22 protein-coding genes are annotated in these 23,703 nt (G+C 52.0%); 2 read left to right on the top strand and 20 right to left on the bottom strand.

Going from position 1 to position 23,703, the window contains the following annotated elements; genetic code table 11:
• The 8 genes from NZD89_RS04175 to NZD89_RS04140 all read right to left on the bottom strand — a co-directional run bounded on the left by NZD89_RS04175 (nt 1) and on the right by NZD89_RS04140 (nt 7,401).
• Complete coding sequence (locus NZD89_RS04175) at nt 1–327, bottom strand: hypothetical protein (RefSeq protein ID WP_268006520.1); 327 nt, start codon at nt 325–327, stop codon at nt 1–3.
• A 34-nt stretch (nt 328–361) separates the two neighbouring features.
• The gene (gene fliD / locus NZD89_RS04170; protein ID WP_268006519.1) at nt 362–1,900 is read right to left on the bottom strand and encodes a flagellar filament capping protein FliD; all 1,539 of its coding nucleotides are present in this window, start codon (nt 1,898–1,900) and stop codon (nt 362–364) included.
• 33 nt (nt 1,901–1,933) lie between these two features.
• The gene (flgL, locus tag NZD89_RS04165) at nt 1,934–3,262 is read right to left on the bottom strand and encodes a flagellar hook-associated protein FlgL (RefSeq protein ID WP_268006518.1); all 1,329 of its coding nucleotides are present in this window, start codon (nt 3,260–3,262) and stop codon (nt 1,934–1,936) included.
• Nucleotides 3,263–3,325: 63 nt separating this feature from the next.
• Nucleotides 3,326–5,092 carry a flagellar hook-associated protein FlgK gene (locus NZD89_RS04160; protein WP_268006517.1) on the bottom strand — a complete coding sequence of 589 codons (1,767 nt, stop codon included), beginning with the start codon at nt 5,090–5,092 and terminating at the stop codon, nt 3,326–3,328.
• Nucleotides 5,093–5,112: 20 nt separating this feature from the next.
• Nucleotides 5,113–5,400 carry a hypothetical protein gene (locus NZD89_RS04155; RefSeq protein WP_268006516.1) on the bottom strand — a complete coding sequence of 96 codons (288 nt, stop codon included), beginning with the start codon at nt 5,398–5,400 and terminating at the stop codon, nt 5,113–5,115.
• Nucleotides 5,401–5,449: 49 nt separating this feature from the next.
• Nucleotides 5,450–5,659, bottom strand: a complete 210-nt coding sequence (locus NZD89_RS04150; RefSeq protein WP_268006515.1) for a flagellar biosynthesis anti-sigma factor FlgM — start codon at nt 5,657–5,659, stop codon at nt 5,450–5,452.
• Between the two features lie 30 nt (nt 5,660–5,689).
• Complete coding sequence (locus NZD89_RS04145; protein ID WP_268006514.1) at nt 5,690–6,256, bottom strand: sigma-70 family RNA polymerase sigma factor; 567 nt, start codon at nt 6,254–6,256, stop codon at nt 5,690–5,692.
• A gap of 260 nt (nt 6,257–6,516) precedes the next feature.
• On the bottom strand, nt 6,517–7,401 hold the full coding sequence (locus tag NZD89_RS04140; protein WP_268006513.1) for a methyltransferase domain-containing protein: 885 nt from the start codon (nt 7,399–7,401) through the stop codon (nt 6,517–6,519).
• Between the two features lie 204 nt (nt 7,402–7,605).
• On the opposite strand from NZD89_RS04140, the gene NZD89_RS04135 reads away from it, so the two are divergent.
• On the top strand, nt 7,606–8,931 hold the full coding sequence (locus NZD89_RS04135) for a flagellin N-terminal helical domain-containing protein (RefSeq protein WP_268006512.1): 1,326 nt from the start codon (nt 7,606–7,608) through the stop codon (nt 8,929–8,931).
• A 392-nt stretch (nt 8,932–9,323) separates the two neighbouring features.
• On the opposite strand, the gene NZD89_RS04130 is transcribed toward NZD89_RS04135, so the two are convergent.
• The 5 genes from NZD89_RS04130 to NZD89_RS04110 form a co-directional block, all read right to left on the bottom strand.
• Complete coding sequence (locus NZD89_RS04130; protein WP_268008386.1) at nt 9,324–10,043, bottom strand: sigma-70 family RNA polymerase sigma factor; 720 nt, start codon at nt 10,041–10,043, stop codon at nt 9,324–9,326.
• A 104-nt stretch (nt 10,044–10,147) separates the two neighbouring features.
• The gene (locus NZD89_RS04125) at nt 10,148–10,543 is read right to left on the bottom strand and encodes a TIGR03826 family flagellar region protein (RefSeq protein ID WP_268006511.1); all 396 of its coding nucleotides are present in this window, start codon (nt 10,541–10,543) and stop codon (nt 10,148–10,150) included.
• A gap of 238 nt (nt 10,544–10,781) precedes the next feature.
• Entirely contained in the window at nt 10,782–11,540 is a 759-nt protein-coding gene (locus NZD89_RS04120; protein ID WP_268006510.1) for a ComF family protein, read from the bottom strand.
• Nucleotides 11,541–11,629: 89 nt separating this feature from the next.
• Nucleotides 11,630–12,970, bottom strand: a complete 1,341-nt coding sequence (locus NZD89_RS04115) for a sensor histidine kinase (RefSeq protein WP_268006509.1) — start codon at nt 12,968–12,970, stop codon at nt 11,630–11,632.
• Nucleotides 12,967–13,689 carry a response regulator gene (locus tag NZD89_RS04110; protein WP_268006508.1) on the bottom strand — a complete coding sequence of 241 codons (723 nt, stop codon included), beginning with the start codon at nt 13,687–13,689 and terminating at the stop codon, nt 12,967–12,969. The genes NZD89_RS04115 and NZD89_RS04110 overlap by 4 nt, the downstream gene beginning before the upstream one ends.
• A gap of 208 nt (nt 13,690–13,897) precedes the next feature.
• Here NZD89_RS04110 and NZD89_RS04105 point away from each other — a divergent pair, with 208 nt between their 5' ends.
• Complete coding sequence (locus NZD89_RS04105; RefSeq protein ID WP_268006507.1) at nt 13,898–15,214, top strand: helix-turn-helix domain-containing protein; 1,317 nt, start codon at nt 13,898–13,900, stop codon at nt 15,212–15,214.
• Between the two features lie 32 nt (nt 15,215–15,246).
• Here the strand turns inward: NZD89_RS04105 and NZD89_RS04100 are convergent, their stop codons facing one another.
• The 7 genes from NZD89_RS04100 to NZD89_RS04070 all read right to left on the bottom strand — a co-directional run bounded on the left by NZD89_RS04100 (nt 15,247) and on the right by NZD89_RS04070 (nt 23,642).
• A complete protein-coding gene (locus NZD89_RS04100) occupies nt 15,247–15,657 on the bottom strand; it encodes a glycosyltransferase family 2 protein (protein WP_268006506.1) in 411 nt (136 codons plus the stop codon).
• Nucleotides 15,658–15,767: 110 nt separating this feature from the next.
• Nucleotides 15,768–16,433 carry a response regulator gene (locus NZD89_RS04095; RefSeq protein WP_268006505.1) on the bottom strand — a complete coding sequence of 222 codons (666 nt, stop codon included), beginning with the start codon at nt 16,431–16,433 and terminating at the stop codon, nt 15,768–15,770.
• A gap of 205 nt (nt 16,434–16,638) precedes the next feature.
• Nucleotides 16,639–17,835, bottom strand: coding sequence for a methionine adenosyltransferase (metK, locus tag NZD89_RS04090; protein ID WP_268006504.1), 1,197 nt, complete (start codon nt 17,833–17,835; stop codon nt 16,639–16,641).
• 174 nt (nt 17,836–18,009) lie between these two features.
• The gene (locus tag NZD89_RS04085) at nt 18,010–18,771 is read right to left on the bottom strand and encodes a WecB/TagA/CpsF family glycosyltransferase (RefSeq protein WP_268006503.1); all 762 of its coding nucleotides are present in this window, start codon (nt 18,769–18,771) and stop codon (nt 18,010–18,012) included.
• A 103-nt stretch (nt 18,772–18,874) separates the two neighbouring features.
• Nucleotides 18,875–20,317, bottom strand: coding sequence for a gluzincin family metallopeptidase (locus NZD89_RS04080; protein WP_268006502.1), 1,443 nt, complete (start codon nt 20,315–20,317; stop codon nt 18,875–18,877).
• A 243-nt stretch (nt 20,318–20,560) separates the two neighbouring features.
• Nucleotides 20,561–21,763 (bottom strand): MFS transporter, encoded by a 1,203-nt coding sequence (locus NZD89_RS04075; protein ID WP_268006501.1) that lies wholly within the window; start codon nt 21,761–21,763, stop codon nt 20,561–20,563.
• Between the two features lie 139 nt (nt 21,764–21,902).
• Nucleotides 21,903–23,642, bottom strand: a complete 1,740-nt coding sequence (locus tag NZD89_RS04070) for a phospho-sugar mutase (RefSeq protein WP_268006500.1) — start codon at nt 23,640–23,642, stop codon at nt 21,903–21,905.
• Nucleotides 23,643–23,703: the final 61 nt, after the last annotated feature.

Raw genomic sequence — 23,703 nt, 5'->3', positions numbered from 1 at the left:
TTACGGCGAGGCGACACCGAAGTCTGAAGAAGGCCTCATAAATCTTGCATACGCCCTGCTAACTTCAGACGTTCTCCTGCATGCATCTATGCCAGCTTGAGTTTCACGTAACCTTTGTTTAATTGCAGTGATCATCGTATGCGTATCATCAACCAGTACCTGAATATCCGATTCCGAAACAGATCCGCAAACCAGCTTCAGATTCTGCATAAGTTCCGAACGACGTTGGATTGCGTAAAAAAGTTCGTCAAATCGCTCCTCACTTACAGCGTCTAGTGCCTTTAAATACTGCTCGTGAATTTGTTTCAGATACCACTGAATGTCCATCGTTCAACACCGATTCCTCATAAAAAGCTTAAGATCAGCTACTAGATGACGAGCTAGAGCTACTAGACGAAGAACCACTGGACGAAGAAGTACTCGCCGTCGAAGCTGCCGTACCACCGAACAGTGAATCGATCAAGGACAACTGACTCTGGGAACGTTGTAAGCTTGCATTCAACGCATTCAATTGTGAAGTGTAATCTGCAATTCTATTATTAATTGTCTGATTCACTTGCGTCAGGTACTGATTTATGTTGTCACTTTGAGTACTTAGGCTTTGCAATTCAGTTGGAATTGAACCAGTGATACTACCAAATCCGACAAATTGATTTATCGCATTGTTTAAATTCCCTAGGACACCTGATGTCGGTATGACCGTTTGCAGGGTGGTTCCGGCGACGACTCCAAACATTTGCTCAACATTATTTATGTTCTTTGATAGAGCATTTTCAAACATGGTCTGTCCATCCTGTAATGAGCCACCGAAATTCTTACCGTTGATAGTGAATCCGGAAGCAGACTGAAACTCCAAATGCCCGGTGTTTGGGTCTACAACGATACCTACTGAGGACAAGGACTGAAGAGTATCACCAGGGATTGAAACAAGTGAATTTATTGCGTTGGGCAATTGAGACAACAAACCTGTGGCATTTGCATCGCCAAGTAATGGACCAGACGTTCCCGAAGAAGAGCTAGTCGCCGGCGTGTATGCTGTGTCCTTCCCCAAGAGATCAATCACGTTATTGTACGCGGTCATCCAACTTTGGACTGAGGACACCAGTGTGGAAGTATCCTGTGAAATATTCAGTGTGCCGGTCCCCGTCGCGAGTACAGTAAGGGTAACATTCGGGACCACATTCGAAAAAGTATTGGTTGAAGAAGTAACCGTAACACCAGCCAACGATATCGATGCGTCTTGCGCGGTTTGGACATTAGCTTGGTTCTGTGAAGAGATAAAATTACCGGTTTGGTCCTGCACGGTGAACGCAGATGCGCTCCCTGTTTGTTCGCTTTCGAAAGCCAGTTGATTATTCCCCATAATAAAAGCTTCGACACCGGTTGTGCTAGAATCTAGATTTACATCTGCGACCACATCGCTTAAACTCTCACCCGTGGTCACTGTAATCGTTGCCAGTGGCGTTCCGGACGTACCACTGGCGCCAAATATTTCAAACGTCCCGCCACTAGTTACCGAACTCCCTATCGACTGTCCTACAGAGATTTGACCTTGCGCCAATTGCGTCACGCTGACCCCAAGTGAAGAAACCAATGCGCCGGGTCCCGCAGTCACTGTAAAAGAAGTCTGATTACTAGAAGTTGCAGTTACCGGCGACCATGTGGAGGCACTCGCTAGCGATTGCGTCGCTGTTTGCAGCTGTTGCAACGCTGTCTGCAATGAATTCAAGGCTGAAGTCTGATTAGAAATCGTTGTAAGTTCTTGGTTTGGCACAGATGTCAGTTGTTGCGTAAGTATTTGTTGTTCCTCTGAAACGTATTGCTGCACGGGGACCCCTGACCCAGTGACGTTTGGAATTGAGTTGATTTGTTGCTGCAAGCTTTGTAAACTTACTGACATCTTCGAACACTCTCCCTCACTGCTATTCACTCATCAACTCAAATAATTCACGAGCGATGGAAGCAATACTTTCGCTCCCATCTCGAGTGCAGCCTGATATACCGTTTGATCCGTCGAGAATTTTGTAATGACACTGGCCATATCAGCGTCTACTAAGTTTGATTGTTGGTTGGTCAGGGTTTGCGTGTACTGTGTCATTTGGCTTTGTACGTTATTCATCTGCTGGATTCGCGTTCCTAACTCTGCATTCATGTTCGTAACTTGATTGGTATTCGCAATGAGATTTTGCAAGTCGTTTTGAAGCGTCGAAAGATGTGTACTATAAGCTGAGGTGTCTCCACTCTGGGCCGCAGACGCCATCGCCGATAAATCGGACACTGTTTGACTCAAGGTGGTCTGGAGGTCTTGCGTACCTCCTGGTGCAACAGTATGGAATAACCCAACCGCCGTCAAATTTACAGGCACGTTCACATTTGGCGCGACTTGGTAATTTATCGAAGAAGAGGTTCCAACACTGGAAGTGATCACGTCGGTCTGTTGAAAAGAACCCGGACTCACGGAGTTATCTTGAACCTGAAACACATTGCCGAGACTAATCGTTACTGAGCCGGATGTTGTGGTTGACGTAGACGTCAAAGTGATCGATGCCCCCAACTGCGTCCCACTAGAAATTGCCGCGGAGGCAATCGCTTGTCCATTACTTGTCTCAAGCGTAATATTCCCACTATTAATGGAACCATTGGTAGCTATTGAGGATGCATTAAACACAAGTTTATACGTCTGTCCTGCCTGCATCAGACCATTTGGGTCCGATATTGCTGTCGCAATCGTAGCCGATGGTGAAGATTGAGTGACCCCCTGTGCTGTAGCGACACCCGGGGAATCATAATAATTTCCTGAGATTAAATTCCCAGATGCAATTGTAGAAGCCGGTACATTTACTTGAGTACCAGATAAAACATACTGGTTATTCTGCTGTACATCCACATCATTGTAGATTTGCTGTACTAATTCATTCGTTGTTTCGGCCAGGCTCTGTAACTGTGACGTATTATCAGATGTCGCGTTTAGACCCTGATTTACGTTTTGTTGTATCGATTGTAGGGCGCTAGCAATGCTCTGAACTGCGGAGGACGTATTTTGCATCAACGAGAGACCTGACGAAATCACACTCTGATACGCATTTGACTGATTCAACGTGGTTTGAATGGACATATCCTGAGACACGGCAAGTGGATTGTCCGATGGTTGATTAAGGGATTTTCCAGTTGACATTTCCTCTTGGTCCTGAGCGATTTGCTGATTAACGTTAGATAAATTATATAAAAATTGTTGCGTCAACATTCCCTGGGTAACGCGCATGAGGAACACTCCCCCCTATTCTTCTAAGGCAATAGCGGCCGGAGAACAGTTTAAGGCACCTGGTTAAGAAGACGGTACCATGTTCAACAAAGCCTGAAGCATATCATCGAACACGCTAATAAATTTTGCCGCAGCATCGTACGTATTTTGGTATTGAAGCATCAGCGCGGTTTGTTCATTCGTATCGACCCCCGAGATGGATTGCCGCATATTCGAAGACTGTTGTGCCAATGAATTTGCCGTCGTTTCAGAAGACGAAACGGAGTTCGCTTCTATCCCGACATTGGAGACAATCTGTGAGATTCCTTGGTCGAAGGTCCCGTTATTGTACGCTTGTGGATTAGACTGCAGCGCCACCATCTGAAGTGCATTGCTATTATCGCCCACTTGGTTGGCGGCACCAGAAGCACCAACATCACCCGCGCCCACTGGAGTATTCGTTCCGGGTTCGTCCGCAAGGGAAAGCGACACGTGTCCATAGGCATCCTGTGTCACCGTGAATAGGGCAGGGGCATTGCTTCCTGGGTTATTTACGCTGTAACCACTCTGCTGAATGGAGTTGACCTGATTGGCAAAACTGGTAAGAAAGTTGTCAAACTGCCCAAGAAGTCCTTCTGTATCACCAATCGTTGCCTCATTTCCTGCTATTGAGCCCGAAGTAATCTGCGACAAATCGGATACTGTCACCGGGTTGACGCCCCCCGTCGAAGACACAAGAGGTACGTTCCCAACGTTCACAGACACCGCACCACTTGCATCTGGACTGTAGGAGATGTTCGCCAAATTCGACATTTGATCAAGTATGTAGTCACGTTGGTCAAGTAAGGTATTCGTACTTTGACCACTAGCTGTATCACTTACAATTTGTTGATTCAATTGGTCTACCTGGTACGCATATCCGTTCAGTTCCTCCAACTGCCCACCAGGGGGTGTGAAGGAATCTGTCTGTGTGTATGTACTACCATTTGTCAGTGACCCAGCTGGCACCAACGTAGAGGGATCGGACGCTTGCACACTCACTAAAAAACCATTCGGATCACCTAGCGTATAGGTTCCACCGGGACTTGAAATCGTAACGGGGGCACCTATCGGTGTTGGATTTTCACCGCTAGTTTCAAGCTGCAACTCATAACTGGCGGGACCACCGGAAGCAGGTTCCGAGGCGGTGAATTTTATCTGAAAATTGGACGACGATGATTGAGGTGTGTTAAGCACTTCAACATCTGTTGCAATTGGATTTGCGGTGGTCACAGAAGACGTAGTTGTAGCTCCGTTTACCGTGGTTGCCATTACACCCTGACCCACAGTGTATTGCGGATTACCTTGGACAACGGTCTGCAAGTTGGCCTGCAATTGCTCGAGTTGCGTCGTAACGGTCTGATATGTTTGGGATAACATTTGCGCTTGTGAAATCACGGACTGCCTAGCCGCAGTATCCGTTGGATCACTCGAAAGTGTTTGCCATGATGAAAAAAATTGATCTAGCGCATTCTGGATACTATTCGAACTAGGTTCGTTCAAAATTGATTGGATTTGTTGTAACCCCGAACTATGTGTAGAGTACATTTGATACGTGCCTTGATTATTTCTATCCTGCTGTACAACAAATTCATCTGTGTCCCGACTTACCGAGGAGACATCAACACCCTGACTAATTTCCGCGTTGACTGTGAGCTGATAGGGTTGCGCCTCATTGATCACAGGGCTTTCTTGAACATATCCAGCCGTGTTTGCATTGGAAATGTTGTTTGAAACCACACTTTCAGCTTGGCTCATGGCCTCAATGGCACTCATACCTATATTTAACGGCAGAAAGGTCGACAAACTCATATAATTCCCTCCGTCCAGCCTCAGGCCAGGCTAGAAAATGATGTTTGACCATGTAGACGTTGCAGAAAATACTGAGTCACGTCAAGTGCCTGCCGAATCAACACTTGTTGTTGCAGTACCTCTCCGTGAACGCGTTTGAGTTTAATCTTGTGTGCGTCCGTTATATGATATTTCTGTATGTCCGCCATGCACTGACATTGATCCGCCACCAAGGTTTGCACTCTCATTGCATCACCATTCAGTAGAGCAACCGTCAGTTCACTACTTATTTCCTCAAGCTTGTCCAAGTACTGTTCTATCGTTTCCATCTGGACACTCCCCATGAAACCCACCACGCACGTTCCACGTACTAAGTACTCAACGGTTCAGTTCGCCACGGTTCAAAATGGATGTAGCCAGTTTACCGAAGTCAACGGTGTACGATCCGTTTTTAATTTGCTCTCGCAATTGGTCGAGCGATTGCGACCCAGTTGTCGTTGATGGAGTCACGTTATTCTGTTGGCTTGCAGCAACTTTAGAATTCAAGTGCCATGCGTTATTGGCCGAGTTAATGTTAGGCGGCAGCATTAACAATCCCCTCCTTACTCTATATAACGGTCAAATGGACCGTTTTTTTTCACCGTAATTATGTCCAGCTATGTCTTCTCTCACGGTGTCCAGAGCACGACGATATATTCGCGTGATTGTCGAAACGGATAGGTCTAAAACCTTGGCAATCTCGCTAAAATTGAGATCGCGTTCAAAATATAAAGACAGAACAATCTGCTCTCGTTCCGGAAGTTTCTTTAGGCTCGCCACGATATCCATCCACTGATCTAAGTCGCGATGTTCTTCGCCTGCTTGAATGTCAATGAGACTGTCGAGTTCAACTGTATATGGTCTTTGATAAGCTTGCATTCGTGCCTGCATTGTCCGTGTAACCTTCACCGGCGAAGAATCACGCAAAATGTCTCTCATCGCACCCTTCACCTGCTGATAAAAGCAAACCTGAATAACTCGCTCGTCAGACAGCTCCGGATGCCTTACGCAAAATTGCCACCATCTCACGGATGCCACTGAAATGAGGTCATCTACATCAATGGAACCACTTTTCCGAAATTGAACGTACCTGCGTGCGAGGCGTCGAATATAATCGGTTTGTTCTGGCGATAGCTCCTGATTCACAGGCTCCATCACTCCTTGGCTAAGAACATGGTAGGTACTGAAGTGAAGATGAGTTTCTTTGAATGTGCGTTTACGCAGATCAGTGTCAAAACATGTCGAATCCCTTATTCATAGAATGACCGGAAACCGATTTTTGCACAAGCCTTGTTTTCATCCATCCTAATCCATACGTGCTGTGGAAAAGGGTATAGACTGAGGACCACCGGTTTCAATGGAGAGCAAGGTTCCTGCTATTCAACACTTGGAAAAATCCCTCTCACTTACGAAGAACTCTTCCTTCCTACAGTGATGAAATTTGCGTTGGCCTGATACTGCAATTCGCCAATTCCCTCAATGTAAGAATTAAGACATGCGTCAAACTGGTCTGCTTTCATGATCCCTAGATCGACAATATCTGAACGCACTTCGGAAAATCGTGCAATAGTCAACTTAGACGCGATATCACCTTGAGCATAGGCTGCAAATTGAGCCTCTGGTTGGATGATGTTTCCCAACACTTCTAATCCCACTTGGTTCATGTAAGTGGATAATTTCCTGCCAACAAATCGGTCACCACCACGTCTTACCTGAAGTTCACGAAATGCTTCCGAAAGCTTCCGAAACGCTAAGTCCTCTGGGTAGGTAATCACCATTTGATCGTCAATGTCAACAAGACAAATGAACGCACCTGGCTTTAGTACACGCTTGATTTCGTTCATTGCAGAAACCGGCTCATCCAGGTGTTGAAACACATACCGAGCGATCACAAAGTCAAACGTGGAGTCCTCGAAACTTAATTGATAGGCGCTATCCTCTGAAAAGGTAATGCTACTGCCTTGTTTGAACGCACCAAGTTGCCTTAATTGACTATAAATCTCCTGTGCCGCGCTAAGTGTGATCCGGTTAACATCTACACCATAGACTTCTATAGACTTGTACGTTGCCAAGTCGAAGGCCAAGGCACCAAATCCGGTGCCGATATCTAAGACACGCGCCCCATCTGTGAGGGGTAGAAAACCAAAGATTCCGCGCCTGGCAGCTGCTGTGTAAAGCGTTTGAGACAGCAACCATCGTTCTGGCGTATTCGGGTGCCTCTCAAGAAAATTTTGATATACACTGTCTACTAATGCATACGGACTACTCTCTACTAAATCTCGATGTTCCATATAAACCCTCCAGAATACAGAAACGTCGTAGCATGAACGAATTCCTCCACCTTGGTGACCCTATGTAAAGTGGTCGTTAGATAAATTATCCCCACATCCGCAAAATTCGTCGATAGATTTTTTTACGCCGTGCAAAACAACTCTAAATTTGACCGTTTATATAAGCGACACAGTCTATTGCGGTTCGACAGAGGAGGAAAAGATATGTCGCTCAGTATTAATAGTAACTCAGCTGCTTCAAGTATTTTGTCTAACTTGAACAATGTACAGAATGAAATGAATACATCGTACCAACAGTTATCTACGGGTAACCAAGTAAGTAGCGCAGCTGACAACCCAGCTAGTTACGCAATTTCGCAACAAATGACTTCGCAAATCAATGGACTAAACCAGGCAACACAGAATGCACAAAATGGTATCAGCTTGATCCAAACGGCTACAGGTGCGATGAATCAAACTGAGCAAGTGTTGCAGACGATGTCTACATTGGCAACGGAAGCAGCCAACGCAGGTAACACGTTCTCAGACCGCGCAAATCTGCAGTTGGAAATGAATGCCCTAGCTCAGCAAATCAACAGCACAACGAATCAAACACAGTACAACGGTATCAACCTATTGACTGGTCAATTTGGGGCGGGTAATTCCAACTTGAACCTCCAAATTGGTGCGAACCAAGGGCAAACTCTTTCGTTCAACATTGGTGCGACAGACGTACAAACACTGGGTGTTAATGGCGGTAGCCAAGCAACTGGTGGTACAGATACCATTGGTACCGACACGGTAACTGGTGATACCACAAATATTAAGCAGGCGGCCACTCCTGCAGCAATTGCTTCGAGTATCACAGCTTCCAATTCGTTGCTGCAAAGTGGCATGTCCTTGAAACTGGTCTTTACCGCCAATGTTAGCGCCGGGAGCGCAGGTGTCTCAGGAACCGCTTCAAGTGGTACGCTTCAACTTGAAACCTCAGACGGAACGAACATTGGCAATGCGATTCAATTGAGCGCAACTGATATTAGCGGCGGCCTGTCCGATGTTACTATCGGCGACAGTGCAACGGGTGCTACTCTATCGATATCGACAGGTGCTCTGTCAGACCTGTTCTCAGTGAGTGCTGATAACGCGTCCGGCACTTACACTCAATCAGACACAATTACATTGACAGGTAGCAATGCTTCAACCTCTGCTTCCGCATCTAACGGATGGCAAGCATCTACAAGCGTGAACGGCATTAACATCATGGATCAATCGGACGCACAAAATGCCATTACATCAATTCAAAATGCAATCAACACGCTTTCCAGTTCCCAAGCCCAACTTGGAGCTGTACAAAACCGTTTGAATTACACGGTTTCGAACTTGAACAATTCATCGCAAAACCTGTCTAATGCTCAGTCGACGATTACGAATACCGACATGGCTGCAGCATACACCCAGTTCTCGCAACAGCAGGTTCTGGAACAAGTCGGAATTAGCATGTTGAGCCAAGCACAACAACAACCACAGATGATCCTCAAACTGTTGCAATAGTACTAGCATAAATTTAACATGACCAGATTTGACAAAAGGCAAAGGAGCTGACCGCCCTTTGCCTTTTCAACTGTTTCAAAGATCTTTAGGATTATTACATAAGGTCGATTAAATTAGATTTGTAAGTCGTGTAAAGTCTAGCTAGATACCATCCACTCTCTGCGTTTCTTGCTAAACCTCATCTACATCCTCGTCAAATGGTACCCTATGGAAAACACCGGTGTTTATCACATGTCAACATACACATATACGGATGCGAGCGCCATCCACCGTTCATGATCCTGTATATTTACCGTGTAGGAATATGCGCTTACAAGGCCTCGGGAGACTAAGAGTTATAAACCGTGACTTACACCTAATCCTCATTGGTACATAACTCTATCCAAACCACTCTACTCCGCTTCACTCAGGGCTCCCTGCAGCGTCACAAGCAACCTTTTGTGAATACGTGACACTTGTGATTCACTAAGCTCAAGCACGTATCCAATTTCACGTAATGTTAACTCCTCGTGATAGTAAAGATGTAGAAGTTGCTGTTCACGCAACTTTAGTTTCTTTAGTGCAGCAACTAATCGTTCATGCATTTCTTGCTCTAAAAAATGGAGTTCTGGTTGCCAGAAAGAGGTGTTATCCCTATCGTCAAGCGCACCGCGCTCAGCTAAATCCTCCAGGGATGTATTGTCACGAAGCCCGATGTCAATCAGCCAAGCGGACAATGTCTTAACCTCAATCCCTACTGCGTCGGCTAGTTCCTTATCGGTAGGCTCACGCATTAATAGACGCACGAGTTTGTCCTCAGTGTCCCGGAGCTTGCGATATTTATCACGCACAGCCCGAGACTCATTGTTATGACGAGATATCTCATCAAGCATGGCTCCGCGAACAAATGGCTTTGCGTACGCACCAAACGTACTCCCCCGACCCTCTTGGAACGACGCTAAAGCCGTATAAAGCCCAAGCACCCCAGTGTGAATCAAATCGCCGATTTCCAAGCCGGAGACTTTAGCTCTAGGTGCTAGATTTGACGCCAGGCTGTATACAAGCGGTAGATGTGAGTTTATCCGCTCATTTTCTTGTTGACGCCCCCAAGATTGATAGGCTTCATGTGCCATGCTCACGGCTACCTCGACCTCTTACTTCTAGTCTTCAAGAACTAACATATAGGTTTTACTCAATTACCCAAATGCGTGATGGGAAATTCGTTATTCATTCTCGATTACTTATTCCGGCTATAGAATCCTTTGCCCCGGTTTCCCTGTTTCTGCTTGTCTCTCAGCTCTGCACTCGCTGCGCTCAAATTTCGCGCAAGTTCCTGTGTGCAGCGTGCACATAGCCGCCCCGACTGAGTCTGCTCACCGCAGCGCTCGCATGGATAGGTTAGGTTCGGGTTATCGCGTAACATCAACCGCCCATCCCGAATCATATCGACAATGATCCCGTATTCGACACCAGTACCATCGCTCAGTTCGGAGATATTCGCCAGCTTGTTTTTGCGGAGGAAATTGCGAATGTCGTTCAATATCCGGTCTTCTTCACGGATGCACTCTGGGCAGATTTCGCGCCCAACTCGATTGTACATGCGTCCGCACCGTTTACAGTTTGCTATCGGCACAGTCCATTCCTCCTACTGGTAATATTATATCTCGTTAAATGTCGACAAACATCGAAAAATATTGAAAGAGGTTTTTTTTATTGGGCGAGATGTGTCGGGATGTCAGATCAATTTTATAAATCTCTCTAGGAGTCCAGCAGGACGCACCAATTTTTCGGTACGTGCGGCCTCGAATAGACGTCGCATCTCCGTTACCCGTTCCGACACGATTCGACTCGAGAAACGCGTGCAAATGCCCCTACAACACCCGCGCGATCACGATGGCACAAACGGATGACGCTCCTGCGCGATAGAGTCTATTTGCGCACGAGGCGAGGGTTGCACCAGAGGTAACGATATCGTCTATCAATAGTACGTCGGAACCACGGACGGAAACTTGCTTGTTGTGGGCATAAACTTTTTCTAGCCCCAGCGCGCGCTGCGCCTGTGACTTCGCCGTCTGGGATTGTGTGAATTCATCGCCGACCTTCAGCCGCGTCAATGCTAGGGCCGTGCGGATGGAGTAGGACTTCGTGACGTGATGAAGCAGAAGGCGCACGTGATCATAGCCGCGTTTGCGCGTCCTGTCTACCGTGGACGGGACTGGCACCGCCACGTCGAAGTGTAGGCTGTGCCCGCGTGTGAACTCCTGCAGCGTTTGTGCCACCATGTCTCCGAAGTAACTGGTGAGTTCCATCACGCCGTCATACTTCCAGGAGCGGATGAGATTGCGAATAAAGTGATTGTAGGGGAGACAGCTGTAGACGTTCATCGGGGGATACGGGCGGCGAAGCTGAAGTTGCTGAGAGGCAGGTTGTGCTTTGCACAGGCGTGCATCCTGGAGGCAAAAAAGGCACATGTGAGAGGCCTGCTGGCCATCCTTCGCAGGCTGCGCGGACGCATGTACGACGGGGCGTCCACACAGCACACAGCGGTCCACGTCCACTGGAAACACCCAGTTCAGCACGGCGTTGCCATACCGCCGCCAGCGATAGTGCCATGCGATACGCTCGTTCAAACCGATCACATCCTCAGTCGCTCGGCAAGCCGGCTGCGGGAACTAGGGCGGCACCCGAGGGGCAGGCGCCGCGCCGGTCCCACTATAGATCAATGCAGGGGAAACGACACGCCAGCGAGATTTGTGTCCAGGCGAGACAATGTGAACCAGAAGTCGCTGCCCTCGCCCTCGACGCTGTCGACGCCGACTTCGCCGCCGTGTGCTGCGACGATGTGCTTGACGATGGCGAGGCCCAGCCCCGTGCCGCCAGAGGCGCGGCTACGGTCCTTATGGACGCGGTAAAATCGCTCGAAAACGCGCCCCAGTGACTCCTTCGGGATGCCGATGCCGTTGTCCCGAACGTGCACCTTGACCCTGTCGATGAGCACGTCCCACGAGACGGTGACGGTGCTCCCCTCAGACGAGTAGTGAATGGCGTTGGACAGGAGATTTAAGAAAACTTGCAAAAGCATGTCCGGATCCGCCCACACGTTGACGCGAGGGGCGCTGGCGAGCCGGAAGTCGACGCCGCGATTGCTGGCCGTGTGGCGCAGGCGCTCAAAGGCGCGATCGACCACCGTTTGCAAATCGACGGAGACGGGATCTACCCGGCCGTCAGTCGCCTCTAACTTAGACAGTTCGAGCAGATCCTGCACGAGATTGCCCATGCGCAGGGATTCGTCGTAGATCGTGCGCAAAAATTTCCTTCGCATCGGGTTCCCGGCATCTCCCGTACCCTCCGTGTCCCCTTCGTCCTCGTCCAAAAGCGTCTCCGCGAAACCGCGGATGGCCGCGATGGGCGTCTTCAGCTCGTGCGACACGTTGGCGACGAATTCGCTGCGCATGTGCTCGAGCCGGCGCCACTCGGAGACGTCTGTGACGAGCATCAGGACGTCGTGCGCGTGATCATTGCGGTTTTGCGTGCGGGCGCTCGACGAAATTGGCACGAGTCGGATGAGCACCGTCAGGCCTTCGCGGATGACATGCTCCTCTGCCCAGTCGGTGCCAAAGAGCAGCGCGTGATCAATCGCGGCACCGAGGTTGTAGTTGCGAAAGACCGTCCAGTGATCTCGGTCCTGCCACTGTTCCACGGGCCGCCGAAACAATCGCGCTGCCGCGTCGTTCACCATTTGCACCTGCCCGTCGCTGCGCAAGTAGATGACGCCAGTGGTCATGTTCTGAAGGATGTGACGCAAGATGTCCCGCTCCTGCGACAAGCCGGCGAACGTCTGCTCCACGTGTTCGGCCATGTGGTTGAACGCGTGAAAGATGACCCCTTGCCCGCCACGGTTGCGATAGGCATACATGCGCACGTCGTGACGACCCTCGCTGATGGCGTTCATCGACTCGACGAGGTGGAGGCGGCTTATCCTGTTCCTCCTCGCCCCGAGCACCACCGGGACGAGCATCAGGAGAATCCCCACGAAGACGCCAACGAGGAATATCATCATGACGTGCTCGTCGCGTCCGAGAATTTGTAGCCAATGCCGCGAACGGTTCGAATGTACATCGGATTTTTGGAGTTGCGCTCAATCTTCTCGCGCAGGTGCGACACGTGAACGTCGACGATGCGCGTATCTGTGGCGCTGCTGTACCCCCAGACCCTGTCGAGGAGTTGATCCCGCGACAACACGTGCTCAGGATTTTCCATAAAATACTGTAAGAGTTCAAATTCCTTGGGCGTAAATTCCAAGATCTCGCCGTTCACTCGCACCTCGTGGCGGGACACGTCGAGCGCGATGTTGCCGGACTTTAAGACCTTCGACTGCAATGCCGCCGGCTTTGACTCCGGTTCCACCGCTTCACTTCGGCGAAGCACTGCGCGCGCGCGCGCGACCAACTCACGCGGGCTAAACGGCTTGGTGACGTAGTCGTCAGCGCCCAGTTCGAGCCCTAAGACGAGGTCAACCTCCTCGTCCCGCGCAGTCAATAGGATGATCGGCACCGAGACGTTTTCCTGCCGCAGCCGGCGACAGACCTCCATCCCGTCCATGCCGGGGAGCATTAGGTCGAGAACGACCAAATCAAATTTGTCGGCCCGTGCGCGCAGGATGTCGTAGGCCACTTTCCCATCACCGACGGCTTCCACATCGAAGCCCGAACGTTGGAAATTGTATTCGACCAGCGTGCGAATCGATTCTTCATCATCAACAATCAGGACATTAGGCAACGCAGTCCCTCCAATAACAGTTCCTATGCGTATTGTACCCAGAGGCGAGATTAGGTTCTAGTCTAGTTTTTGTAAAGATTCTTCCCAGGTAGTCTACGCCATCGGCTGCCAATTACTTGACACCGCTTTCGGATAATTCGAAGTCTTGTCAAAACGCTTCCTCTATGTGAACATGGACGGAGAACTTGTCTGAATTGGGTGATGACCAATGACTATCGGAGAAAAGATCCGAGATATTCGAATCAAACGAGGTCTGACCCAGTCCGATCTCGGCGGGGACCTCGTCACCCCGAGTATGATTAGCCAGATTGAGGCTGATAGAGCGAAGCCTTCCTACCCTCTGCTCATGGAGCTGGCGAATCGATTGGGCATGCCCGTGGAGTATTTTATGAACGAGATGGACGACCAGTTCCTTTTCAACGCCAAGTTGACGATAGCGATGTATCAATCGGCGGTGGGCGATGCAAAAGCCGCGCTCGAGCAGCTGGAGTCCGTCCAAGCGGCTCCAGAGCAGGGATTGACGCACCAGGAATACATTCTGACGTTGGCGCAGACCTACCGCAAGCTTGGCCGCTACCACGAGGCCACGAGCCAACTCGAGCACCTGCGCGAAGTCGCGTATCGGACACAAGACCAGCGCTTGCTCTTTTACGTGTGCAGAGAATCTGGGTACGTCGAAGCCGGGCTCAACAATGTGGACGGCGCGGTACACGAGTGGTCCCGTGCCATCGAGATGGGACAGGTGCTGCTCCAGAGCGATTTGATGACGAATATGGACCTCATCGTCCTGATGACGGAAGTCATGCTTCAGTTACACGAGACGACAGAAACCCATCCCGACAGGTTTCCACACGCGCCAAACTACCTGCAGGAGGCTCGTGCACTCACCGCTGGTACCCCAGATTTGCGCGCGGTGTGCGACAAACTCGTCGAGGAGGCCCTCGCCTGTATCTCGACGGATCCGGCGAAGTCGAGGCTCCTCGCAGACAAAGCGAACACCATGTTCACGTTCTCACGCCTGGTCGAGCATATCGTCGTCGTGCAGACGCGCCTGGTCGACTCCGGGGACAACAGTGTCGGCGACCCTTGGCAACAAGCCGCACTCGCCATGACGTCCATCTACCCAGATATGTTTTTAAAAACGGAGTGCGAACAACTCGAAAAACTGCTTCGGTCGGGTCAAATAGACGCCGCAAACGCCCGCGCCAAGCAAGCGCACAACGTGCTATTGGCCCTGTCCGCACACCATTCTGAACACGACCTGCAGGACATCAGACTGCGATTGAATATTATCGACGCGCAGTTGACCGTCAGCCACGGCGACCGGGAAGCTGGCATCGCGCAACTGAAGCGACTGATCGACGACTACCCACCCTCCGCGTCAAGTGAGCACCTCACGCGCGCCTGCGCACTGCTCGTCCTATGGTATGGCGAGATGGGCGAAACCGCGTCAGTGCTCCACTACTGTAGACGAATGGAACAACTGATGGTCGCGGATACGACAGATGCCCCGCTCTTTATTTGAGCGGGGCATCCGCCTGAACTCACCTTGACGCATCAGCAGACGATGGTCGTCAATTCCTGACCTTGCCTCAATTGATAGATACATCGCACGCTTCCCGTCGCTTCCCCGTACTCCCTCGCCGTCTCCAACGCAGTTTCCATCGTCGGTGCACTGAGGATGTCGAGCGGCATACCTCTGCGTGCCATACGCTCCACAATCGGAATCGTGAGGTCTGTCGAACCTGCGTCGATGACACAGACGCGCGTCGGGTATTCAAGCGTCAAGCACTTGTGGTGGACCCGCCGAAGCACCATCTCAATATCCCGCTCCGCGTTTTGTGTCAACACGATAAAGTAAACGACTTTGCCTTGATCATGATGCAAAACGAGCCACGCCCACAACTGCCAAACCAGTACGAGGGTTCCGTAGACAGCGAATACCGCAACCAGTAGCAGTGCCCACACGAGCGTCACCCCCTGCCTCAACATATGTTGCACGGGCCAGGGGTGGCACTGGTTACACGGTACAATTGTGCGACGGCACCCGGACGGTGCGCCAGATTAAACCTTGTCCATCACAACTCCACCCAGCGCTTGCGCAAGGCATAGAGCACTGCCTGCGCCCTGTCCGCCACTCCGAGCTTTGCCAAAATATGTGATACGTGGTTCTTGGCCGTCTTCACGGAGATGTGGAGCGTTTCGGAGATCTGCTCATTGCTCTTGCCCGTGGCCAATTCCCGAAGCACCTCGTACTCGCGGGCGGTGAGCACGTCCTTCCACGTTTCGTTGAGTCGGGCGGACTGCGCGACCGCGTTGAGCAGGATTGGCGTCACTTGTGGATGCACCACACCACGCCCAGCGGCCACTTCGCGGACCGCATGCAAAATTTCATCTACTGATCCATCTTTTACCAAATACGCCGACGCACCATAACGCAAGCACTGCAAAACCGACTTTTCGTCATCGTACATCGTGAGCATAATGATCTTGATGTCGCACTGCCGTTCGCGCAGGGCCCGGACGGTCTCTACGCCGTCCATCACTGGCATATTAATATCGAGTAACAAGATATCCGGATTGACCTTTGCGATATTGTCGATGACCTCGCGGCCATTTCTCCACAGCGCCGGCACAACCATACCTGGTTCATACGAAATAATATCCCGAAGTGTGAGCCGGAACTCGTCGTTATCCTCCGCAATCGCGACGTATAACTGCGATTTCTGCTCCAGTTGCGACACTCCCCTTTATATGTATCGTTCTCTCTATCGATCGATTCACCTTCCAGCATACCAGGGAATCACCTTTATCGTACAAAAAAAGAGCGTCGGCGCCAAACGGCACCAACGCATAACATGGGGTAAGGGTGATGCTATAGGTTTCGTCGGCCCCAACACGCATATGGGGGTCAAACGATAGATTTTATAGAAAAATATTTTTTCGATCTCAGCTCAACGTCGCCGCACGCGATTTCAAGATGTCGACCTTGTCTGTGCGCTCCCACGGGAGATCGACGTCCGTGCGACCAAAGTGGCCATACGCTGCCGTTTGGCGGTAGATTGGACGGCGTAGGTCCAAATCGCGAATGATAGCAGCTGGTCGCAGGTCGAATTCGTCGCGAATGATCTGCACAATCGCCTCGTCGGAGATCCGGCCCGTACCGTACGTGTCCACCGAGATGGATACCGGCTGCGCGACGCCGATGGCGTATGCGACTTGCACTTCGCACTTGTGCGCGAGGCCTGCCGCAACGACGTTCTTCGCGACGTAACGCGCTGCGTATGCACCGCTTCGGTCCACCTTTGTCGGATCCTTGCCGGAAAACGCACCGCCACCATGGCGAGCGTACCCACCGTAAGTGTCGACGATGATTTTGCGACCGGTGAGACCTGCGTCACCTTGCGGCCCACCGATGACAAAGCGGCCCGTCGGGTTGATCAGATACTTGGTCTTTTCATCGAGCAACTCACTCGGGACGATAGGCGCAATCACGTGCTCTTTGACATCCCGCTCAACAGTTTCGAGCGTGACTTGCTCATCGTGTTGCGTCGATACGACAATCGTATCCACGCGCACTGGCTTGTCCCCATCGTACTCGATGGTCACTTGCGTCTTGCCGTCCGGGCGCAGATAGGACAAGGTCCCATCCTTGCGCACTTGCGTCAAGCGATGCGACAGGCGGTGCGACAAAGAGATGGGAAGCGGCATGAGTTCCGGCGTCTCGTCACAAGCAAAGCCGAACATCAGCCCCTGGTCTCCGGCACCGATCTCGTCAATCGCCTCGTCGGTCAACTGCCCGCGAACTTCCAAGGCCTGATTTACGCCCTGCGCGATATCTGGGCTCTGTTCGTCGATGGACGTGATCACCGCACACGTTTCGGCGTCAAAGCCGTATTTTGCACGTGTGTAGCCAATATCCTGAATGGTCTTGCGAACGATTTTCGGGATGTCGACGTAGCATGACGTCGTGATTTCCCCCGCCACAAGAACAAGTCCGGTTGTCGTAACTGTTTCGCAGGCGACGCGCGCGTTGCGATCGTATGTCAAAATCTCATCGAGTACTGCATCCGAGATTTGGTCACAAATTTTGTCGGGGTGCCCTTCCGTGACAGACTCCGAAGTAAATAAATGTCTTTGCCCCAATCTGGTACCTCCTTTTAAGCTCAAGCCGACGCGAATTCCAGGTGCCCGAGGCGGTACTGGTTCCATCACGGCTTCTCCGATTGCAAAACAAACATATAGTAGTATAAAGGCAAAGTTCAGTCAATCATTTTCGACAGCGCTTGTCGAATCCGATCGATCGCTGAGGCGTAGACTCTACCGTTTACGTCCGCGTGGCCCCCCGCGCATCACGGTCACCGCAAACCGCGGCAGAGCCATCTGGCGCCGCAAGCGACTCGGCTGCGTCGCTAATCGGTAGAACCACTCTACGTTCAGTCGCCGAAAGATGGCCGGTGCGCGTGTGACGGTTCCGCCCCATACATCAATGGAGCCGCCAACTCCAATCGCGACACAGGGCTGTAGGCGACCGAGGACGTCCCGAATAAACCGCTCCTGCCTAGGTTGTCCCATTCCGACGAGAAATAGATTTGGCGCGAAGTCGCGCACCTGTGCTACCACGTCGTCTACTTCCTGCGCGTTGAAGTACCCGTTTCTGCCTGCGAACTCAATCTCCGGAAACCGCACCCGCAAGGCATCCAGACACGCCTCTAACGACGCCTGCGCTGCACCGAGAATGAACACGCGCAACGGCTGTCTGCGAACGTTCGCCTCCTGCAGCAGCGACACGACCAACTCAACCCCGGTCACCCGCTCCGGCACCGGCCGCCCCGTACGAGCCGCAGCCCACACGACACCAATCCCATCCGCCGTCACCAAGTCGGCAGAGTTGACGAGTTCTTGCAAGGATTCATCCGCGAGACACTGCATGACAAACTCCGGTCCCGCCGTCACCACCATGTGATGGCTCCCATCCTGAACCCAATACAGGATTTTTTCAACGGTCTGCCCCATGGTGACGCGGTGAAACCGCACACCAAGAACATCGACCATGTCTTCTGCGAGCAACTGAGTGGACAAAGCGTTTGCCTCCGTTATCCCAAATCTTCATCCTTCATCATACCACGTCTGGACAAGGCGTAGGGAATCCCGCTGCACCGCACGTGCTCATGTCCGTGCCCTCTCACAACAACTTCACGATGGGGTCATTCGAATTGACCTCGGATTCGGATGTGATGGTGACTCCAAATAGCGTCGGTGTCGACTGGTAGACCGTCTGGCCATTGGCCAAGCTCACCCACGCATCCGCAAAGGAGTACAGACCGTCGTGGACGTCAAACGCAAATCCGCAGTCGGTCACCTTCGTCCCCTGCCAGGTGAGGGCGCCTTTGGGCGTCAGGGAAATGTAGAGGGTGTTGTCGTCGCTTGGGTCAACGTCGGTGATCGGCGCAACTGCAGGTAGCGCCCCCTCCAATCGCCCGTCCTGTTGAACCGTGATCTGGTACGATCCCGCCTTCGCCTCGACACCCTCCCACTCTGTCTTGCCGTGCTGGAGGAAGTCGATACTGCCTTTAAATTGTGACCCAATGGTCAGTCCGAAGGTGGCTCCTTCATCCGTCGACGCGGCGGCCGTCTTTAGAAGATGGGTGAGATGTTGGTTGAACACGTCCTCCTTCTCACCGAACGCGACGATAAACGCCTGCGATTCGTCCGCGTGGTGGCTCATGAGGGACAAGTAGCGGTCGATGGCTGCGACGCCGTGTTCAAAGATGAGGTCGCGCACGGCCAGCCAGTCTTGCAACTCGTAGTCGTAACTGGTTTTGCCGGAAAGAATGACAGATTCGTCGTCCGCGAGCGGCTGCAGTTGGTTTTGTCCAGCCACATCGACGATGGACTCCGCCAGTTGCCGCTCATAAGCCGCATAGACTGTCGCATTTTCAACCACCTTCTGCCCCGTCATGCCCATGGTCACCGCGATGCCTTCATTGATCCAACTGGGGAGATAACTGATATTCTGGTTGAAGATTGCATGCGTCATCTCGTGTGTGAGGGTATTGGCGAGATCGGCGTTGTCCTTGTTCTGACTGAGCGGAATGAGAATTGTGGAGTTCTGCGTAAACCCACCTGTGTCCATGGAAAGACCCGCAGCCTCACTGGGGTTCAACCCGAGCGATTTGAGCGCACTCGCGTACGCAGATGTATTTCCGATGAGTTCTATGGTGATCGGTTGCTTGAGGGGAAGTTGGACCGTATTTTGGATGAGTTCCGGTGTATTAATTTGCTTCAAAAGGCGCTTCGCGTTGGCGACATCCTCAGCGGTCGCACCCTTGCCGACCGCCTTCACGTTCACCTTCTCGAGAAGCGCTTGGTCAGCCCTCGTCGTCTCGGTTTTGGTGGTTCCCACCCCGCCCGGCACATCGCCTGACCTGTTGACGAGCGTCTGAGCCGTCCCGCCGAGCCATGGGGTGTTGGCGTGTAACGCGGACCAAACTCGCGATACGCTCAATATCTGGCCGAGAGAGGGGGGAATTCGCTCATAAATCATAGAAAGTAAGGATACGAGCGTGACGAAAATAGCAATGATAGCGATGGAGAGATGAAAGACTTTGTCGGGAGACTTTTTCATGCGCGCACCTCTTCGCTGGAAACTGTAGAACGCCTCTTGCGTTTATTGATAGTGTTGCCAACCAACTACCGCTCCCAAACCTGAAACGCCGAAAACAAATAGGTGCAATATTCTGATAAATGTATGCGACCAATGCCTCTATATTCATAGACCACGGTCGGCCCTGTTCGCAGCAGAACAGCACCTCAGGAACTATCGTTCCTCCACATTATAAGGGGGATATATTACAATTCGATGACAGATTCACGAGGTCGGTTTGGACGGCAGTTTCGTTTTCGCAAGCGTGCGGTTCAACGTCACCAACACCGCGTTTGCAAGTAGGAGAAACATCGTGATCAGAAAGACGGATCGGATGCCGTACGCTGCCGCAACCGTCCCGCCTAGAAGCGGCCCAACCAGATTGCCTAGGAACATGGAACTCGAGTTCCAGCCAAACGCGGTCGCCTGAATGCTTACGGGCGCAAGTTTTCGAACCAATACCTGCAACGACGGAATCATTCCGCCTAGGAATAGCCCTAGACAAAAACGTCCTACGAGCAACAGTGTGAGACTGTGCGCGAGCGCCTGCGGAATGAACGACAGCGCGGCAAACACAAGCGCGAACACGAGTACCTTCTTTTGCCCAATCCTGTCCCCAAGGCGCCCTAGAGTAGGCGTCCCGATGAGATTTGCGATACCCGACGTGGCGACGACGAGTCCTGCCACGATGGAAAGATCTGTACCGCTGTAGATGTGCCGCGTAAAGATGGTGACGATGGGCTCAATCGACATCATGGCCAACTGCGTCATGAAGGTGGCCAAGAACACAGACCACAGAGGGACGAGCTCGCGCCAACTCGCGGTTTGCTTCTGGCGCTGTTTGGCCGTCATCGGCCGTTCGTGCACGCACAGGAGGACGACGATGCTGGCGACCACGAGCATCGCGCCTGTGAAAAAGAACACGCCGTGATACCCGAGCGTTTCAGCCAATACCCCCCCGACCAATGGGCCGATTAAAGACCCCGAAACGTTTCCCGTTTGCAGCAGCCCGAGTGCTCTCCCAGTTTTTTCAGGGGGCGTAACGGACGCTTGCAACGAGATGGCCATGGCGATAAATCCGGAAAACACCCCGTTGATGAGGCGTAACAAGAGCAGTTCCCACGGCGCGTGAACCAACCCCATCAGCGTGGTCATGATCCCCATGCCAAACCCAGCGCGCAAGAGCATCAGTTTTCGGCCCCGCCTGTCCGCAAACGCACCCCAAACCGGTTGGAATACAAACGATGTGACAAATTGTGCGGCGAACACCCAACTGGACCAATGCGCGATACCTGTCTCCGAATGCACGCCCAAGCTCTCTATGTACAACGGAAGAAACGGGATGATGAGACTCGTTCCTGTGGCAACGCAAAACGTCGCTACCCATAAGACATACAATGTCCGCTTCCACGGTTCGATGCTCGTCATCTCCTAACCCGTTTCCTTCAACAACATCTCGTTTTCAGTTACATGATATTCCAGTTTATCGGACCCGGGTCTGAGCGTCAAAAAGGGGCTAACCTCCAGGTATGCCTCCTGGAGGTTAGCCCCCGCGCGTACAGCTGATTTAGACGCGAATGCGCTGGTCGACTGCAGCCACGAGTTCTGCTAATCGCCGTTTCGCATCGTCGTGGCTTTCACCGCGAACAGCTGCGTATACCTTCATCTTCGGCTCCGTACCAGATGGCCGAATAGCTGCCCATTCACCCGTCTTGAAGACGAATTTCTGCACGTCCGACTTGGGCAGCGTGAGCGGTTCGTCACTTTGTTCGCTCCCGACGTAATGCCGAACTCCCGTCAGGTAATCCTCGACGAAGTTCAGCTCCATCCCCGGAACCGCAAGCGGCGCTTGGCGGAGATCTGCCAGTGCTTTGTGCATGCGCTCCACCCCGTCTTCACCGTCCAGCGCCACACTCACCAACTCTTCCCGGAAGTACCCGTACGTCTTGTAGAGCGCCTCGAGGCGTTCCACCAGAGTGAGGCCGTTTTGGCGATGAAACGCGGCCATTTCGGCAATCGCGAGACAAGTTTGAACCGCATCCTTGTCCCGGACGATAGGAGCGATCAGATAGCCGTAACTCTCCTCATATCCGACGAGGAGTTCATGTGCACCCGTGCGTTCATACGCCGTAATCCGATCTCCGATGTACTTAAAGCCGGTTAGCGTCTCCTCGACGGCAATGCCTGCACTCCGCGCGATTTCCGCACCGAATTCGGACGTCACAATCGTTTTAAAGACAATGGGAGCGGACACGTGCCGCTGTTCGGCGAACTTTGTGCACATGTAATCGACTAAAAGCGCACCCACCTGATTTCCTGTCAACAATTGCATCTGATCAGACCTTGTCCGCACGGCGATGCCAACCCTGTCCCCGTCCGGGTCGGTCCCCATCACGAGGTCTGCGCCTCGTGCAAGCGCCGCTTGAATCGCCATTTCCAATGCCTCTGGCTCCTCCGGATTGGGACTTTTCACGGTCGGGAAGTCCCCGTTTGGTTCCGCCTGCGCATCTAACACATGGACATCCGTGTATCCAGCCGCCTGGAAGGTCTCGCGCACGGGTACCAATCCAGTGCCATGAAGTGGTGTATAGACCACGCCGAGTTGGTGTCTCGCTTCATCCCCGACGCTGATGTCGCGAACGAGGTGAACAACCTGTTTGAGAAATGCATGTCGTACATCGATGGGGGTCGTGATGAGTAGACCAGCCGCGGTGGCCTCATCCTCGTCCATGATCGGCACACCGAAGATGTCATCAATGGCCAGCATGCGCGAACGGATGTCGGCCGCATCGTCTTCCAGAACCTGTCCACCATGCTCGTTATAGGCCTTGTATCCGTTGTATTCAGGTGGATTGTGGCTCGCCGTGATCATGATACCTGCCATCGCACCCAGCGTGCGTACAGCGAATGAGAGTTCTGGCGTGGGGCACAAGACCGGCGAAACATACGCTTTGATGCCCGCAGCAGCGAGTGTGCGCCCGGCAACGCTTGCAAACAACGCGGAGTTATGGCGACAATCGTAGCCTATCGCGACGCCGCGACTGGCTGCGTGGTCGCCTTTCGCGAGAAGGTGTTCGGCTAGACCGCGCGTCGCACGGCGAACGGTGTAGATATTCATGCGGTTGAGGCCCGCGCCCATCACGCCGCGCAAACCGCCGGTGCCAAAGTCGAGGTCCGACCCGAAACGGGCTCCAATTTCCGATGAGTTGCCCCGAATTTCTTCAAGTTCCGATTGGATGTCACTCGCTAAATGAGGTTGCTTGAGCCACTGCTCATAGCGGCTCATGGCATCGATTTGATCTGTCACAGCATTGCCCTCCATCATACGAACATACGAAGCGTGTATGGGTCCATGATAGCACAATTCC

The organism is Alicyclobacillus fastidiosus, assembly GCF_026651875.1.
Classification (GTDB): Bacteria; Bacillota; Bacilli; order Alicyclobacillales; family Alicyclobacillaceae; genus Alicyclobacillus; species Alicyclobacillus fastidiosus.
This window is presented reverse-complemented; position numbering and strand designations above follow the sequence as displayed.

Bases quoted from the DNA above. Each gene is read 5' to 3' on its own strand.
- NZD89_RS04175 (WP_268006520.1), bottom strand. From the start codon at position 327: ATGGACATTCAGTGGTATCTGAAACAAATTCACGAGCAGTATTTAAAG.
- fliD (WP_268006519.1), bottom strand. From the start codon at position 1,900: ATGTCAGTAAGTTTACAAAGCTTGCAGCAACAAATCAACTCAATTCCA.
- flgL (WP_268006518.1), bottom strand. From the start codon at position 3,262: ATGCGCGTTACCCAGGGAATGTTGACGCAACAATTTTTATATAATTTA.
- NZD89_RS04160 (WP_268006517.1), bottom strand. From the start codon at position 5,092: ATGAGTTTGTCGACCTTTCTGCCGTTAAATATAGGTATGAGTGCCATT.
- NZD89_RS04155 (WP_268006516.1), bottom strand. From the start codon at position 5,400: ATGGAAACGATAGAACAGTACTTGGACAAGCTTGAGGAAATAAGTAGT.
- NZD89_RS04150 (WP_268006515.1), bottom strand. From the start codon at position 5,659: ATGCTGCCGCCTAACATTAACTCGGCCAATAACGCATGGCACTTGAAT.
- NZD89_RS04140 (WP_268006513.1), bottom strand. From the start codon at position 7,401: ATGGAACATCGAGATTTAGTAGAGAGTAGTCCGTATGCATTAGTAGAC.
- NZD89_RS04135 (WP_268006512.1), top strand. From the start codon at position 7,606: ATGTCGCTCAGTATTAATAGTAACTCAGCTGCTTCAAGTATTTTGTCT.
- NZD89_RS04130 (WP_268008386.1), bottom strand. From the start codon at position 10,043: ATGGCACATGAAGCCTATCAATCTTGGGGGCGTCAACAAGAAAATGAG.
- NZD89_RS04115 (WP_268006509.1), bottom strand. From the start codon at position 12,970: ATGATGATATTCCTCGTTGGCGTCTTCGTGGGGATTCTCCTGATGCTC.
- NZD89_RS04105 (WP_268006507.1), top strand. From the start codon at position 13,898: ATGACTATCGGAGAAAAGATCCGAGATATTCGAATCAAACGAGGTCTG.
- NZD89_RS04080 (WP_268006502.1), bottom strand. From the start codon at position 20,317: ATGAAAAAGTCTCCCGACAAAGTCTTTCATCTCTCCATCGCTATCATT.
- NZD89_RS04075 (WP_268006501.1), bottom strand. From the start codon at position 21,763: ATGACGAGCATCGAACCGTGGAAGCGGACATTGTATGTCTTATGGGTA.